Source organism: Streptomyces sp. NPDC002835, from assembly GCF_053591995.1.
In genome coordinates, this window is record NZ_JBSFUW010000002.1 from 179,249 (window position 1) to 193,239 (window position 13,991).

Here is a 13,991-nt window from a genome sequence, read left to right on the forward strand (position 1 = left end):
GAGCGGCGCCCGCCGCTCGACCGGTCCCGCACTGCGACAAACGTCACGTCGCACGGCACGCGCCCGTCGGCTCGGGCGCTATGACGCATTTCACGACGCGCGGACTCCGCGGCCCTGACCAGCCCGGCCCCGGCCGACGGGGAGACCGGCGCGGGCGGTGGCCCTCCGGGGGCCCGAGATACACGGGACCCGGGCTGTCCATCAGTTGTTAAACCGACGTTAAATGGAAGGCCGGCTTCAGGCTATCCTTCGCCGTGCTGAAGCGCGCCGGTCAGGCGAGTGGGCGGTGAGGGAAGCGGCGAACGCTCCCGACCAAGCAGCGGGATCGCACCCGGGTTCACGACTGCTTCCGCCCTGTCTCCCGGCGGTAGAGAGAGGAAAGAGTGTGACTGTTCGTTCATTCGCCCGGCGTATGGGCCCGCGAGTCCAGCGGAAGGCCGCCGAACAGTCATGGCGGATGCGTTCGGCGCGTAGTCGGCGGAGGGCCGTCAGCGGCCGGTCCGACATACGCAGGGTCGTGGTGAACGGCCAGGAGCTGTACGGACGTGTCGTGCAGGGGTTCTCGGCGGCCGACGCGGCCGCGGAGAACCTGGAGATCGCCACCCGGGCGCTCGAACGGGCGGGCATTTCCTACTTCCTCGTACCCGGCATCTCCAAGATCCGCCACACCATCGGTGTCAACGAGGCGGACCGCGACCGCTTCCATGACGCGATGGAGGAGGAGTACGCCGGCAAGGCGGTCTTCATCGGACAGCCGACGGTGGGGCGTCCCCTGAAGCGCCCGGCTCTCTACCTGGACGGCAGGCTGCCGTCGGCCCTCAGGGCGGCCGCAGTGCTGCGTGTGGGGGAGATCCACCTCGGGCCTTCGGGTCAAGTGCTCGCGGGACCCGAGATCGGCTGCGACATCGAGTTCTGGCAGAACGGGGCGGAACTCCTCGCCGGGCCGGACGGGGACGCGAAGCTGGCCCAGGTTCAGCCGCAGGCCTCGGCGGACATCTTCACCCGGTCGCTGGTCGCGCCCCGGCGCAACCGTGTCGCGGATGTCCTCCCCGACTCCGAGCAGGAGCTCGCGACCCGACGGGTCGGCGACAGGGAGATACCCACCTTCACGCCGTTCACCGTTCCCACGGTCGGTGACGTGACGTTCCCCCTCGATGTCGTCTACACCTGGGTGGACGGTGAAGAGCCGGCCATGCGCGAGAAGCGGGCGAGGTACAAGGGGCAGGGCACCGCCGAAATCCTGGACAAGGAAGTCAACGCCTCCCGTTACACCAGCCACGACGAGCTCAAGTACTCGCTGCGCTCGCTGCAGATGTACGCCCCGTTCGTACGCAACGTCTACATCGTCACCGACGGGCAGGCGCCGAGCTGGCTCGACCCGGACGCCGACGGCGTCACCGTCGTCGATCACCGGGACATCTTCCCCGAAGGCGTCCTCCCCGTCTTCAACTCGCATGCCATCGAGACGCGGCTCCACCACATTCCGGGCATTTCCGACCACTATCTCTACTTCAACGACGATGTGTTCGTGGGTTCGCCCGTCACGCCCGAAGCCTTCTTCCACCCCAGCGGTGTCATGAAGATCCCGGTGTCGCCGCTGAAGATCGGCGTCGGCAAGCCGCACGCCGAGGAGACGGCGACGAACTCCGCCAGCAAGAACGTCCGCCGGCTGCTGATGGAGAAGTTCGGAACGCTCACCACGAACAACTTCATGCACACGCCCCTCCCTCAGCAGCGGCAGACGCTGAGGGAACTGGAGGAGATGTTCCCCGAGGACATCTCGCGGACGACCGCGTCGCGGTTCCGCTCGCCCCAGGACGTGGCGCTCACCGCGCCGCTGCTCTACCAGTACGCGCTGATCACGGGGAAGGGCATTCCCGGCAAGTACAGCTTCCGTTACGTGAACATCAGCCGGGAGGACGCCGACCAGAGGCTCGACGATCTCCTCAGGACGCGTCGGTTCAACTTCTTCTGCCTCAACGACGTCGATGTCTCCCCGGACCAGCGCGAAGAAGTCAGCATGCGCATGCATGGCTTCCTGGAGCGGTACTTCCCGTTCCCGAGTTCGTTCGAGAGGCCGTCCGACGGATCGAAGAGATGATTCTCGTCCGCCGTCTTGCCTCCCGCGTCTGGCGGGTGGGCAGGCGGGCCGCCCGGAAGGCCGAGAGACGGTCCGTCGCACCGATCTGGCAGCTGCGTGTCGCCCGGCGCCGGGCCGCGCTGCGACGGGCTTTCCCCGACGTGCTGCCCGTCGTCGTCGGAGGCCGGCGTGTGCTCGGCATGTCCGCGAAGAGCTACGTCTCCACCGATGCCGCGGAGGAGTCGCTGAAGCTTGTGTCGGAAGTGCTGGAGAAGGCCGGCATACCTCACTTCCTGGTTCCCGGACGCAGTCCGCGGCGGCATGTGGTCGGCGTGGAGGAGAAGCACCGGGCCGCCGTCCTGGACACGGCGGCCCGGGAACTGTCCCGGACGCCTGTGTACGTGGGAGCCGTGAACCGGGCCGACGACGTGCCGGTCACGGCACACTGGTCGGACGGCCGGCTGCCCCAGGCCGTCCGGGAGGCCAGGGTGCTGCGCATGGGCATCGTCCGGCTGGGCCCGCACGGCCAGGCGCTGGGCGGTTTCGAGGACGGCTGCGACGTCGAGTTCTGGCAGCGGGGAGAGGAAGCGGACGGCGGCCCCGGGTGGGACGGGAAGGTCTGGCTCAGCGTCCCGGGCCGCGAGCTTGCGGACACGTTTCCGGAGTCGTTGCTCGCTCCGCGCCTCAACCGGATGTCGGAGGTGGTGCCGGCGGAGGCGCAGAAGCCCGCGCTGGTCACCGTGGGCGGCTGCCAGGTGCCGACGTTCCAGGCGTTCGCCCAGCGGACCGTGGACGAGATCGCCTTCCCCGTCGACGCGGTCTACACCTGGGTCGACGGCAACGAGCCGGAGCTGGCCGCCAAGCGTGAGGCCTACCGGGACGGCGCCTCCGCCATCGCCGCGCGCGAGGTCGGGATGTCCCGCTACACCGACAGCGACGAGCTGAGGTACTCCCTGCGGTCCCTGGAGATGCACGCCGGCTTCGTCCGTCACGTGTATCTGGTGACGGACGGCCAGACTCCGTCCTGGCTCGATGTGAACGCCCCCGGCCTGACGGTCGTCGACCACCGGGACATCCTCCCGGCGTCGGCGCTCCCGGTGTTCAACTCGCATGCCATCGAGACCTGCCTGTACCGGATCGAGGGCCTCTCCGAGCACTACCTGTACCTCAACGACGACGTGTTCTTCGGCCGCCCCGTGCGCGCCGAGCACTTCTTCCACGGCAACGGGATAGCCCGCATCCCGTTCTCCCCGTTCAAGCTGGGCCTGGGGCTGCCGCACGGCATGGAGCCCGCTCCCAACTCCGCGGGCAAGAACGTGCGCCGGGTCATCCAGGAGCACCACGACCGGTTCATCACGAACAAGTTCCTCCACACCCCGCACCCCCAGCTGCTCCCGGTCATGCGGGAGATAGCGGAGGCGGGCTTCCCGGAGGTCGAACGCACGACGCACTCGCGGTTCCGCTCGACGGACGACGTGGCGGTGGCCGCCACATTCCACCACCACTGGGCGATGCTGACCGGACGGGCCGTCCCCGGCGACTACTCCTTCCGGTACATGGACGTCGGCAGACCGGATCTGCACGACAGGCTCGCGCGACTGCGGAAGCACAACGACGTGGACTTCTTCTGTATCAACGACGTCGACACGGACGTCGCGGCCCGGGACACGGCCCGGCGGGCCGTCAACGGCTTCCTGGACTGGAAGTTCCCCTTCCCCAGCCGCTTCGAGCGGTCGTGACGGCCGCCGGTTCCCGCCGGGCGCCCCGCGTCGTCGAGGAGCGTGCATGAGATCGAGAGCCGGACGCCTGCGCGTCGGCGTCGGCCTGGGCGTACCGCTGCTGGTCGTGCTCGCGCTGTTCGTCCTGGTGCGTCCGGCCGACCGGTCCGCCGAGGTGGCCGATGCGAAGCCCGGGGCAACGCTCGGGCCGCTCGCTCTGGGAGGCCCGGCGCTGCGAGAGCAGCGCGAGGCCACCTCGGTCGCACCCGGCGTCGAGCACATCGCCATCCGCCGGGGGCACCCGTCCGCGGGGGAGTCCTGGACGCTCACCGTGGGCCTCGGCACCTCGGAGGCCGAGGCCGTGCGGCTCGAACAGCGCGTACGGGAGGCCGGCTACACACCCTGGCGGAGTGCCGCCAACGGAAGCGACCCGACGGCCGCGGGCGGCACGCCACTCGGGCACGCGGTCCGCGTCGGACGGTACGCGAGCGAGGCAGCCGCGGAACGGGCCCGCGAGGATGTGGCCGCCCAGGGAATCCGGACGAGGCTCCAGCACACCGCTGTGGACGGGGCCGCGACCACGGGCCCGTGGTCGGTGAACGTCCTCGTCGTCGATCCGGACGCCTTCCGTGGACGGCTCACGGCTGAACTGGCCACGGGTACCGTCCCGGGACGGGAGCCGGTGTCGGCCCTCGTCCGGCGCACCGGCGCCGTCGCAGGGGTCAACGGCGGCTTCTTCGTCATGGGGAGCCGTGACCGTCCGGGCCCGTGGGTGGCCGGAACCGACGGCGATCCGGCAGGTCTGTCCGTGGTCCGTGGCGAGCTGATCTCCGAAGCCGTGGGCGAACGCCCCGCGCTGGTCCTCCCCGACGGATCGGGGGCCGACGCGGCCGTGCTGCGGCTGCGTACCCGGCTTTCGGTTCGCGCGGAGGGTGACGTGCGGGAGATCACCGGGCTCAACCGGCAGTCCGGACTCGTCGTGAACTGCGGCGCTGCCGGCGATCTGACGCCACTGACACGACCTGCTCACGACTACACCTGCGCCAACCCGAACGAGCTCGTACTCGTCACGTCGGCCTTCGGGGCGACGGCTCCCGAGGGCACGGGCCATCAGGTGACGGTGGACGGCGACGGCCGCGTCGCAGCCGTCCGCGACAGCCGGGGCGGGCCGGTGCCCGTGGAGGGCCTCCTTCTGCAGGGCACGGGGAACGCCGCCACGTGGCTGCGTGAACGCGCCGCGGTGGGCGCGCCGCTGGACATCCGCGAGGAAGTGGCCGACGCCGAGACGGGCCGCGTCGTGCCGATGTCGGCCGAAACCTCCGTGATCAACGGTGGGCCACTGCTGCTCAGGAACGGCGCACTCGAGCTCGACCCGGTGCGGGACGGCTGGAGCCCCCGGGACATCGCCGGTTCGGACCGCGCGATGTTCTACAACGAGTGGTATCTCAGGCGCAATGCCCGCACCGCCGCCGGCGTCACCGCGGACGGCCGGCTGATCCTCATGACCGCCGACGGCGACCGGCCCGGTCACAGCGTCGGGCTCACGATCGGCGAGACGGCCGAAGTCATGCGCGATCTCGGTGCCGTGGACGCCGTCAACCTCGACGGTGGAGGGTCGACCGCGATGGTCGTCGAGAAGCGGCTCCGGTCACGACCGAGCGACGCGGCGGGCGAACGACCGGTCGGGGACGCGTTGGTCGTGCTGCCCTGAACCGCACGGTGAACGGCGTCCTGTCCTGGTGCGGCGGGGCGGATGCGCGTAACCCGCTGTCACCGGGGCGCGACGCGGGTCTGCCCGGCCCCTGCCCCTGCCGGGCCCGGTTCCGTGCGGGTCCCGTCAGAACAGGCGGAGCTTGTCGTCCTCGATGCCGCGCATCGCGTCGTAGTCGAGGACCACGCAGCCGATGCCCCGGTCGGTCGCCAGGACGCGGGCCTGGGGCTTGATCTCCTGGGCCGCGAAGACGCCCTTCACCGGTGCCAGGTGGGGGTCGCGGTTGAGGAGGTCGAGATAGCGGGTGAGCTGCTCGACGCCGTCGATCTCGCCGCGGCGCTTGATCTCGACCGCCACCGTCGCGCCGTCGGAGTCCCGGCAGAGGATGTCGACCGGGCCGATGGCCGTGGGGTACTCGCGGCGGATGAGGCTGTATCCCTCGCCAAGTGTCTCGATCCTGTCGGCGAGGAGCTCCTGGAGGTGCGCTTCCACGCCGTCCTTGATGAGTCCGGGGTCGACGCCGAGCTCGTGGGACGAGTCGTGGAGGATTTCCTCCATCGTGATGATCAGTTTCTCGCCCGCTTTGTTCACCACGGTCCAGACGCTGTCGTCGCCCTCCTTCAAAGTGCAGGGAGGGGACATCCAGTTCAGCGGTTTGTATGCCCTGTCGTCGGCGTGGATCGAGACGCTGCCGTCCGCCTTGACCAGGATCAAACGAGGGGCGGAGGGCAGGTGGGCGGTGAGCCGGCCGGCGTAGTCCACGGAGCAGCGGGCGATGACGAGACGCATGGTGCGCAACGCTACTCGACTCACGCCACACCGCGCGATTCGCCCCGTAAGCGCCCCTCGTTATTTGGCCGGTTGTGTTCCCAATCTCCTGGTGCGCTCAAGTCGGCGCACTTACCGTGGAAGACGGGAGGTTGTCGGCCGTGCACTCTGCGTCGCCGTACAGCATTGGTATGCCGTCGTTCGGTCTGCTTCCTCCTTCCCTGCCCGTAAGGCCCCGTTTCACGGGGCCGCGAGAGGAGAACCCATGTCGCTCGACGTCTCACCGGCGCTGTTGGAACAGGCCGAGCGAGGCGAGGTCGACGAAGCAGCTTTCGTCGACTGCGTCCGGACCTCCCTGCCCTACGCATGGGAGATGATCAGTTCTCTGGTGGCTCAGCTGAAGGTGGACGGCGGCGAGTTCGCCGACAACCAGACGCCTCCGCCGGACGAGCAGGCACGTGGTCAGCTGCTGCGCGCACTCGCGAGTGACGCCATTCGCGGAGCGCTTCAGCGGCACTTCGGAGTGCGTCTGGCATTCCAGAACTGCCACCGCGTCGCGGTGTTCCCGCTGGATTCCTCGGTCGACGAGCGGCTCGCCCGCTTCACCTCGGTCCGGGGACAGTTGCTCAATCAGTCGCCCGAACTGCGCGACTGCTGAAGTCTTCTGCCGCCGCTCCGCACCGAGGGACCGTCGACCGGTGCCGGAGCGGCGGCACCTGACCTGTGACATGACGAGGCATCCAAGGGATTCAGCCGAGCAGCGGCAGTACCTCCGCGCCCAGCCGCCGTACGTTCTCCTCGGTGGTGCCGAGGTCGCCCGAGCCCTCGGCGAGCAGCGCGAAGCGGGTGATGCCGGTGCGCTCCGCGGTCGCCGCCAGGCGGTCCGCGGCCAGCCGCGGCGGCCCCACCGGATGCAGCGAGCAGAGCAGTTCCGTGTACGCGACGGGGTCGCGCATCGCGCGGTGCCGGCCGTCGACCGTCACATGCGCGTCCAGCCCCTGTTTCAGCCAGCCCGGCATCGCCTTGACGAGGGTCTCCGTCGCCTCGTCGGCACGGTCGGCGATCTGGACGACGCCGGCCGACACATGGCCGGCCGCCCGGACCCGGTCGGGGCAGTGCCCCGCGGCGAGCGCCTGCCTGCGCCACAGGGCGATCATGTCCGCCTTCTCCCCGTCGCCGCAGTGCATGCCGAGGAGCATCGGCAGCCCCCGCTCCGCCGCCAGCCCGACGCTCTTCGGGGACGTGCACGCGACGACGACCTCCGGTCCGCCCGGCGGCCCGTCGATCAGCTCGTCGGGCCGGGGCACGACCGCGACCTCCCGGAAGGCGAACCGCTCGCCGTCGGCGCCCACCCGCGGCTCGCGCAGCCAGCGCAGCAGCAGGTCCAGGGACTCCGGGAAGCCCTTGTCGTAGGCCGCCGTCCCGGTGCCGAAGACCTCCAGGTCGACCCACGGGCCGCCGCGCCCCACCCCGAGCACGAACCGCCCGCCGGACGTGAGGTGCAGCAGCGCGGTCTGCTCGCCGAGCGCCACGGGGTGCGCGGTCGGCAGCACGCTCACCGCTGTGCCCACCTGGATCCGCCGGGTGCGGCCCAGCAGCAGCGCCGCGAGGGTCACCGCGGACGGGCACACCCCGTACGGTACGAAGTGGTGCTCGGCCAGCCACACGGCGTCCAGGCCCGCTTCCTCCGTCAGCTCGGCGGTACGCACCGCTCGGTGCAGTGTCTCCCCCTGCCCCTGTCCCGGGAACTGTGCCGCGAGTACGAACGTTCCAACGCGCATCGCCTTCTGCCTCCTTGCGGCCGACGCGTCACTCCCCCCACAGGCAACAACGCCTGACACGTGCCAAAGGCACGGCCGCTCGCGAAGTTCTTGCGATTTTCCGGTAACTGCTCCTGATGCGGCGGCCGGCTGCCCCCGCCGTGTGACGGCCACCGGTCCCGGGGACCGTACGCTTGACGGGCAACTGTCCCGTCCCGCCCCGTGAGGTGTCCCGTGTCCCCGCGCCGCAACCGCCCCCGAGGCGGCGAGAAGCCGACTCAGCGAGCAGGCGATACAGCCGACCGGTACGGCGGGTTCGGGAGCAGCGAGTCCTGGCGGGGCGAGGACTGGTCGGTGCGCCACGTCGCCGGGGCAAATGCCGCCGGCAAGAGATACAGGTGCCCGGGGTGCGACCAGGAGATCCCCTCCGGCATGCCGCACGTGGTGGCCTGGCCCGACCACGGCGGGATCGACGACCGGCGCCACTGGCACAAGGCGTGCTGGAACGCGAAGGACCGCCGCACCACAAAGGTGCAGCGGTCCCGGAACGCGCCGCGGTACTGAACCGCGGCGGCCTCACACGTCGCGGCTGCTGATCGTCGCGTACGCCCCGCCGAGGGCCGTGAGCGAGACGCCGAGCATGATCCACACGGACGTCCAGCCGAGCGGGGCGGAGCCGCCACCCGTCGCTTCGCCGTAGATGCCGATGAGCTGGCTCGGGATCGCGTAGGTGAAGAGGAAGTCGCGCACGCCGGACATGGATTCGAACCCGAGCATGAAGACCCCGGCCACCATGGGCATCAGCATCAGACCGAGCATGATCGTGATCGCCCCTGCCGAGTGCCTGATCATCGCGCCGATGCCGAGGGCGAGCAGCCCGAGCGAGGCGATGTAGAGGCCCACGCCGACGGTGGCGCGCAGCCACTCGTCACCGGTCGGGTCCCCGGCGTCCACCATCGCGTTCTGCATGACGGCCGTCAGCCCGGTCGTCACGGTCGTGATGGCGAAGACGAGCAGGAAGAACACGGCCGCCTTGGCGGCCAGCACCCGGCCCCGGCTCGGGCAGGCCGTCAGCGTGGTGCGGATCATGCCGGTGCCGTACTCGGAGGTGATGGTGAGCACGCCCAGGGTCATCACGCAGATCGAGCCGGGCAGCACGCCGAAGAAGCCCATGCCGAGCACGGACTCGTCGCCCAGCTCGGCGGACTGCCCGGCCGCGGAGACCAGTGCGGCGATCGCGAGACCGATGCCGAGCACGAGCACGATCATCACGCTCAGCGTCCAGATCGTGGAGCGCACGGAACGGATCTTCGTCCACTCGGAGGCGAGCGCGTCACCGAGGTGGGCCCCGCGCACCGGGATCGGCGAGGCGTACGAACCGGGCTGCTGGTACGGGGTGCTCATCGTGCGTCCTCGGGCTTGGTCAGGTCGGCGGGGGCGGCGGCCGGGGGAGCGGCGGGGGCGTCCGGAGCGGAGGGCGCCGCCGGCGCCGCGTACGGGTTCTGGCCGGGCTGGGGAGGCGGCGGGGCGTAGAAGCCCTGCTGCGGCACATCGGGGACGTGCGGCTGCGGCGGGACGTACCCCATCGGCGGCTGCTGCATCAGGCCCGACTTCTCGTCCGCGGTGGAGCGGTAGTCCACCGCGCCCTGCGTCATCCGCATGTACGCCTCCTCCAGCGAGGCCTGGTGCGGCGAGAGCTCCCACAGCCGGACGTCCGCCTCGTGCGCCACGTCGCTGATGCGCGGCAGCGCCAGCCCGGTCACCCGCAGCGCGCCGTCGGGCTCCGACAGCACCTGGCCGCCCGCCTCCGTCAGCGCGGAGAGCAGCTTCTCGCGCTGCTGGGGCTCCGTCTGCGGCGTGCGCACCCGGGCGAAGTCCGCCGAGTTGTGCGAGATGAAGTCCTTCACGCTCATGTCGGCCATGAGCTGGCCGCGGCCGATCACGATCAGGTGGTCGGCGGTCAGCGCCATCTCGCTCATCAGGTGCGAGGAGACGAAGACCGTCCGGCCCTCGGAGGCCAGCTGCTTCATGAGGTTGCGGACCCAGAGGATGCCCTCGGGGTCGAGGCCGTTGACCGGCTCGTCGAAGAGCAGCACCTTCGGGTCGCCCAGCAGCGCGGCGGCGATGCCGAGCCGCTGGCCCATGCCGAGCGAGAAGCCCTTGGACCGCTTGCGGGCGACGTCGTGCAGGCCGACCACGCCGAGGACCTCGTCGACCCGGCGAGCCGGGATGCCGGAGAGCTGCGCCAGCGACAGCAGATGGTTGCGGGCGCTGCGGCCGCCGTGCACGGCCTTGGCGTCGAGCAGGGCGCCGACCTGGCGGGGCGCGTTCGGCAGTTGCCGGAAGGGGCGGCCCTCGATCGTCACCTGCCCCGACGTCGGACGGTCCAGGCCGAGGATCATGCGCATCGTGGTGGACTTGCCGGCGCCGTTGGGGCCGAGGAAGCCGGTGACGGCCCCCGGCCGCACCTGGAAGGAAAGGTTGTACACGGCCGTCTTGGCGCCGTAGCGCTTTGTCAGGCCGACTGCCTCGATCATTCTGCAGCCCCATCGACTTTCGGGTCGTCGGGGCACAGGCAGTGCAGCCGTACGCCCCCGTAAGTGGTAGGAGGATAACCGGGGCGCGGCGGTTTCGGCGAAGGCGTAACGATGGGACCTCGGTCACGGCCGTCCGTGACCGGCCCGTCCCGGGCGGTCCCGCTGCGGGCCGGGATTGCCGTGAAGAGGTCGCGGAGGCCTTCGGGGCGCGGCATTTGATTGTTCTCCGGTCCGTGGGTACGTTGATCATCAGCCGGGTGCTGACCACACCCCGCGAGTCCAGGGGGAATTTCTCTGCCGTGCGGACGCTTCCGCGCGGCATTCTTTGTGCGTACCGCTCTGTGCGGGTGCCGCATGTCGAATTCGTGGTTCGCCTCGTCCGTCCGCGACGGATGCTCAGGCCTGCCCGAGAAAGCCTCATGGGCGGATCGATCCGCAGAAGCGCTCCGCTTCGTTCTGAGAAGGAATCCGGCTGCCTTGAAGCCCACGTTCAAAATATCCACGGGGACCCTCGCTCTCGCGCTCTCCACTTCGCTGCTGGCCGCCGCGACCCCCGCGGTCGCCGCCGACTCTCCCGCGCCGTCGCACGCCGCGGCCGCCGTCGTCGAAAGGGCCACCGGCACCGGCGATCTGGCGGGCCGTCCCTCCGATGCGTCCGGGGGTGCCTTCAGGACGGCCGTTCCGGTGGGCGACGGCGGCTCCGTCACCGTCGCCGCGCCCGGCAGGGCCAACGGTTCCGTCGAAGTCCGTGGCCCCGAGGGCGGCACGCTCGGCCTCGGCCTGCCCGTCACCGACAACGTCCCCGGCGTCGTGGCCGGCAGCGGGACCGTCGTCTACCCGGATGCCGGCGCGGCCACGGATGTCGCGGTGCAGGCCACGAACACCGGTGCCGTACGCGCTCTGGTGACCCTGAAGGACCGGACGGCCTCGACCACCCAGCGCTTCGACCTGGACCTGCCCGACGGAGCAGAGCTCGTCCCGGACGGCGAGGGCGGCTTCCAGATCGTGCAGGGCGGCGGGGGAGAAGACGGCGGTCGTGCCATCGGTGCCATCGACGCCCCGTGGGCCAAGGACGCTCGGGGTGAATCCGTCCCCACGTATTACACACTCGACGGCGACACCCTGGTGCAGACCGTCAAAACCGATGATTCGACCGCCTTTCCCGTGGTCGCGGACCCCCGGATCTCCATGGGATGGGGTGTTTACATCAGCATGTGGGGGCGGGAGCTGAAAATCATCGCGCCCATGGTCGGATTCGGCGTCGAAGTCGGCCTCGCCTACATCTGCGGAAAGGCACGCCTGCTTCTGGGCACTGTCTGCGGTCTGGCGGTCGGTGGAAAGGTCTTCTTCCCGACTCTCGAAGCTTCCAAGAAGCTGAAGGACAAGACCTGCTACCAGAACAAGTTCGGTTCGAAGCGCAAGACATGGACCGTGGTGAACGCCAAGCAGTGCAAGTGACGTCCGTATCCGGATGACAGGTGACGGTGGGGCCGGGGGACACTCCCGGCCCCACCGTCGCCGGCGGTCTACGCGTCGCGCTTCTTCAGTACGAGGAAGCCGCCCGCCAGGGCCGCGACGACCCAGACGACCATGATGCCGAGGCCCGCCCATGGGCCGTACGGCGACTCCCCGCTGTTCATCGCGTTCGGGACCACCTGCATGATCTTCGAGCCGGCCTGGTCCGGGAAGTAGCGCGCGACGTCCTTGGCGCCGGGTACCGCGGCGAGGATCTGCGAGACCAGGAAGAAGAACGGCATCAGGATGCCCAGCGACAGCATCGAGCTGCGCAGCATCGTGGCGACGCCCATCGAGAAGAGCGCGATCAGGCCCATGTAGAGGCCGCCGCCGACGACGGCCCGCAGCACGTTCTCCTCGCCGATCGTCGTGCGGTGCTCACCGAGCAGCGCCTGGCCGAGGAAGAAGGTGAGGAAGCTGGTCGCCATCCCCACCGCCAGCGCCAGCAGCCCGGCCACGGCGATCTTGCTGAAGATGAAGGTGGCGCGCTGCGGCACCGCGGCCAGCGAGGTGCGGATCATGCCGGAGCTGTACTCGGTGCCGACGACGAGCACCCCGAAGACGACCATCGCCAGCTGTCCGAGCACCATTCCGGAGAAGCTGATGAGCGTCGGGTCGAAGGTCAGCCGCTCGGCCGGGGGCAGGTCGTCGAACGTCGCGTTCATCAGCGCGCACAGGGCCGCGCTCATCGCGACCGTCACGGCGAGCGCGCTGATCAGCGTCCAGCGCGTCGACGCGACCGTACGGATCTTGGTCCACTCGGACCGCAGGACGGCGGGTGTCGAGGCCATCGGTCAGGCTCCCTTGTCGCGCGGGGCCCACTGGGGGGCGCCCTGGCCGGCGGGGCGGGCGGCGGCTTCCGGCGGTGGCGCCTGCGCGGCGTCGAAGGTCTCGGGGCCGGAGTGCGCGTGATACTCCACCGCGCCCGCCGTCATCTGCATGAAAGCCTCCTCCAGCGAGGCCCGCTGGGCGCTGAGTTCGTGCAGCACGATCCGGTGCTCGGCCGCCAGCTCGCCGAGTTGCTCCGTGCTCGCGCCGTCGATCTCCAGCGTGCCTGCGCCGGTCTCGACGGCCGTCATGCCGGCGGCGTGCAGTACGTCCCGCAGCTGCTCCTGCTGCGGCGAGCGCACCCGGACATAGCTGCGGGAGTTCTCGTGAATGAAATCGGCCATGGAGGTGTCGGCGAGCAGCCGGCCCTGTCCGATGACGATCAAGTGATCGGCGGTCAGGGCCATTTCGCTCATCAGGTGCGAGGAGACGAAGATCGTCCGGCCTTCCTGCGCGAGGGTTTTCATCAGATTGCGGATCCAGTGAATTCCCTCGGGGTCCAGGCCGTTGACCGGTTCGTCGAACATCAGGATCTCCGGATCGCCCAGCAGCGCGGAGGCGATTCCCAGCCGCTGGCCCATCCCCATCGAGAAACCCTTGGACTTCTTCCGCGCCACCGGCGTCAGCCCGACCAGGTCGAGCACCTCGCCGACCCGGCGCTCCGGGATCCGGTTCGACTGCGCGAGGCAGAGCAGGTTGTTGTACGCGCTGCGGCCGCCGTGCATCGCCTTGGCGTCGAGCAGCGCGCCGATGTACTTCAGCGGCTCGTCCAGGTCCCGGTAGTGCCTGCCGTCGATCCGGACCCGCCCGCTGGTGGGGTTGTCCAGGTCGAGCATCATGCGCATCGTGGTGGACTTGCCCGCGCCGTTGGGACCGAGGAAGCCGGTCACCACGCCTGGGCGGACCTTGAACGAGAGATGGTCGACGGCGACCTTCGTACCGAAGCGTTTGGTGAGTCCCTCGAGCTCGATCATGCGTTCACGCTACGGGCGCCGCCGGGGCGGCGCCACCCTGTTCCCCCCAACTTGAGGGCCGGTTCCGTGCGGACGCACGGATGCCCGGCGCCGAAAGGCA

12 protein-coding genes are annotated in these 13,991 nt (G+C 70.0%); 6 read left to right on the plus strand and 6 right to left on the minus strand.

All coding sequences use genetic code 11. The annotated features are described in order from the left end of the window. The first annotated feature begins 517 nt into the window (after positions 1–517). Genes ACWD01_RS03610 through ACWD01_RS03620 form a run of 3 tightly spaced genes read left to right on the plus strand, consistent with a single transcriptional unit; the run spans position 518 to position 5,509 of the window. Positions 518–2,101, plus strand: coding sequence for a stealth family protein (locus tag ACWD01_RS03610; RefSeq protein WP_451157661.1), 1,584 nt, complete (start codon positions 518–520; stop codon positions 2,099–2,101). Then, positions 2,098–3,819, plus strand: coding sequence for a stealth family protein (locus ACWD01_RS03615; protein ID WP_451157663.1), 1,722 nt, complete (start codon positions 2,098–2,100; stop codon positions 3,817–3,819). The genes ACWD01_RS03610 and ACWD01_RS03615 overlap by 4 nt, the downstream gene beginning before the upstream one ends. Before the next feature lie 46 nt (positions 3,820–3,865). Continuing rightward, on the plus strand, positions 3,866–5,509 hold the full coding sequence (locus ACWD01_RS03620; protein ID WP_451157665.1) for a phosphodiester glycosidase family protein: 1,644 nt from the start codon (positions 3,866–3,868) through the stop codon (positions 5,507–5,509). 126 nt (positions 5,510–5,635) lie between these two features. On the opposite strand, the gene nucS is transcribed toward ACWD01_RS03620, so the two are convergent. Further along, a complete protein-coding gene (gene nucS, locus ACWD01_RS03625) occupies positions 5,636–6,298 on the minus strand; it encodes an endonuclease NucS (RefSeq protein ID WP_356892659.1) in 663 nt (220 codons plus the stop codon). Between the two features lie 244 nt (positions 6,299–6,542). Here nucS and ACWD01_RS03630 point away from each other — a divergent pair, with 244 nt between their 5' ends. Beyond that, a complete protein-coding gene (locus ACWD01_RS03630; protein ID WP_399660200.1) occupies positions 6,543–6,935 on the plus strand; it encodes an SCO5389 family protein in 393 nt (130 codons plus the stop codon). 91 nt (positions 6,936–7,026) lie between these two features. On the opposite strand, the gene ACWD01_RS03635 is transcribed toward ACWD01_RS03630, so the two are convergent. Continuing rightward, complete coding sequence (locus ACWD01_RS03635) at positions 7,027–8,058, minus strand: LLM class flavin-dependent oxidoreductase (protein WP_451157668.1); 1,032 nt, start codon at positions 8,056–8,058, stop codon at positions 7,027–7,029. A gap of 213 nt (positions 8,059–8,271) precedes the next feature. On the opposite strand from ACWD01_RS03635, the gene ACWD01_RS03640 reads away from it, so the two are divergent. Next, positions 8,272–8,601: an ATP/GTP-binding protein gene (locus ACWD01_RS03640; protein WP_451157670.1), complete on the plus strand. Its 330-nt coding sequence runs from the start codon at positions 8,272–8,274 to the stop codon at positions 8,599–8,601. A 12-nt stretch (positions 8,602–8,613) separates the two neighbouring features. Here ACWD01_RS03640 and ACWD01_RS03645 read toward each other — a convergent pair whose 3' ends face one another. After that, positions 8,614–9,441 (minus strand): ABC transporter permease, encoded by an 828-nt coding sequence (locus ACWD01_RS03645; protein WP_451157672.1) that lies wholly within the window; start codon positions 9,439–9,441, stop codon positions 8,614–8,616. Then, positions 9,438–10,574, minus strand: coding sequence for an ABC transporter ATP-binding protein (locus ACWD01_RS03650; protein WP_451157674.1), 1,137 nt, complete (start codon positions 10,572–10,574; stop codon positions 9,438–9,440). Before ACWD01_RS03650 ends, ACWD01_RS03645 begins: the two co-directional genes overlap by 4 nt. 477 nt (positions 10,575–11,051) lie before the next feature. Between ACWD01_RS03650 and ACWD01_RS03655 the strand changes: the two genes are divergently transcribed. Continuing rightward, positions 11,052–12,032, plus strand: a complete 981-nt coding sequence (locus ACWD01_RS03655; RefSeq protein WP_451157676.1) for a hypothetical protein — start codon at positions 11,052–11,054, stop codon at positions 12,030–12,032. A 68-nt stretch (positions 12,033–12,100) separates the two neighbouring features. Here ACWD01_RS03655 and ACWD01_RS03660 read toward each other — a convergent pair whose 3' ends face one another. After that, positions 12,101–12,880, minus strand: a complete 780-nt coding sequence (locus ACWD01_RS03660; RefSeq protein ID WP_451157678.1) for an ABC transporter permease — start codon at positions 12,878–12,880, stop codon at positions 12,101–12,103. A gap of 3 nt (positions 12,881–12,883) precedes the next feature. Further along, positions 12,884–13,891, minus strand: coding sequence for an ABC transporter ATP-binding protein (locus tag ACWD01_RS03665; RefSeq protein WP_451157680.1), 1,008 nt, complete (start codon positions 13,889–13,891; stop codon positions 12,884–12,886). Positions 13,892–13,991 lie beyond the last annotated feature (100 nt).

Excerpts from the sequence above, each read along its gene's own strand:
- ACWD01_RS03650 (WP_451157674.1), bottom strand. The coding sequence starts at position 10,574 with ATGATCGAGGCAGTCGGCCTGACAAAGCGCTACGGCGCCAAGACGGCC.
- ACWD01_RS03620 (WP_451157665.1), top strand. The coding sequence starts at position 3,866 with ATGAGATCGAGAGCCGGACGCCTGCGCGTCGGCGTCGGCCTGGGCGTA.
- ACWD01_RS03615 (WP_451157663.1), top strand. The coding sequence starts at position 2,098 with ATGATTCTCGTCCGCCGTCTTGCCTCCCGCGTCTGGCGGGTGGGCAGG.
- ACWD01_RS03660 (WP_451157678.1), bottom strand. The coding sequence starts at position 12,880 with ATGGCCTCGACACCCGCCGTCCTGCGGTCCGAGTGGACCAAGATCCGT.
- ACWD01_RS03645 (WP_451157672.1), bottom strand. The coding sequence starts at position 9,441 with ATGAGCACCCCGTACCAGCAGCCCGGTTCGTACGCCTCGCCGATCCCG.
- nucS (WP_356892659.1), bottom strand. The coding sequence starts at position 6,298 with ATGCGTCTCGTCATCGCCCGCTGCTCCGTGGACTACGCCGGCCGGCTC.
- ACWD01_RS03630 (WP_399660200.1), top strand. The coding sequence starts at position 6,543 with ATGTCGCTCGACGTCTCACCGGCGCTGTTGGAACAGGCCGAGCGAGGC.
- ACWD01_RS03635 (WP_451157668.1), bottom strand. The coding sequence starts at position 8,058 with ATGCGCGTTGGAACGTTCGTACTCGCGGCACAGTTCCCGGGACAGGGG.
- ACWD01_RS03665 (WP_451157680.1), bottom strand. The coding sequence starts at position 13,891 with ATGATCGAGCTCGAGGGACTCACCAAACGCTTCGGTACGAAGGTCGCC.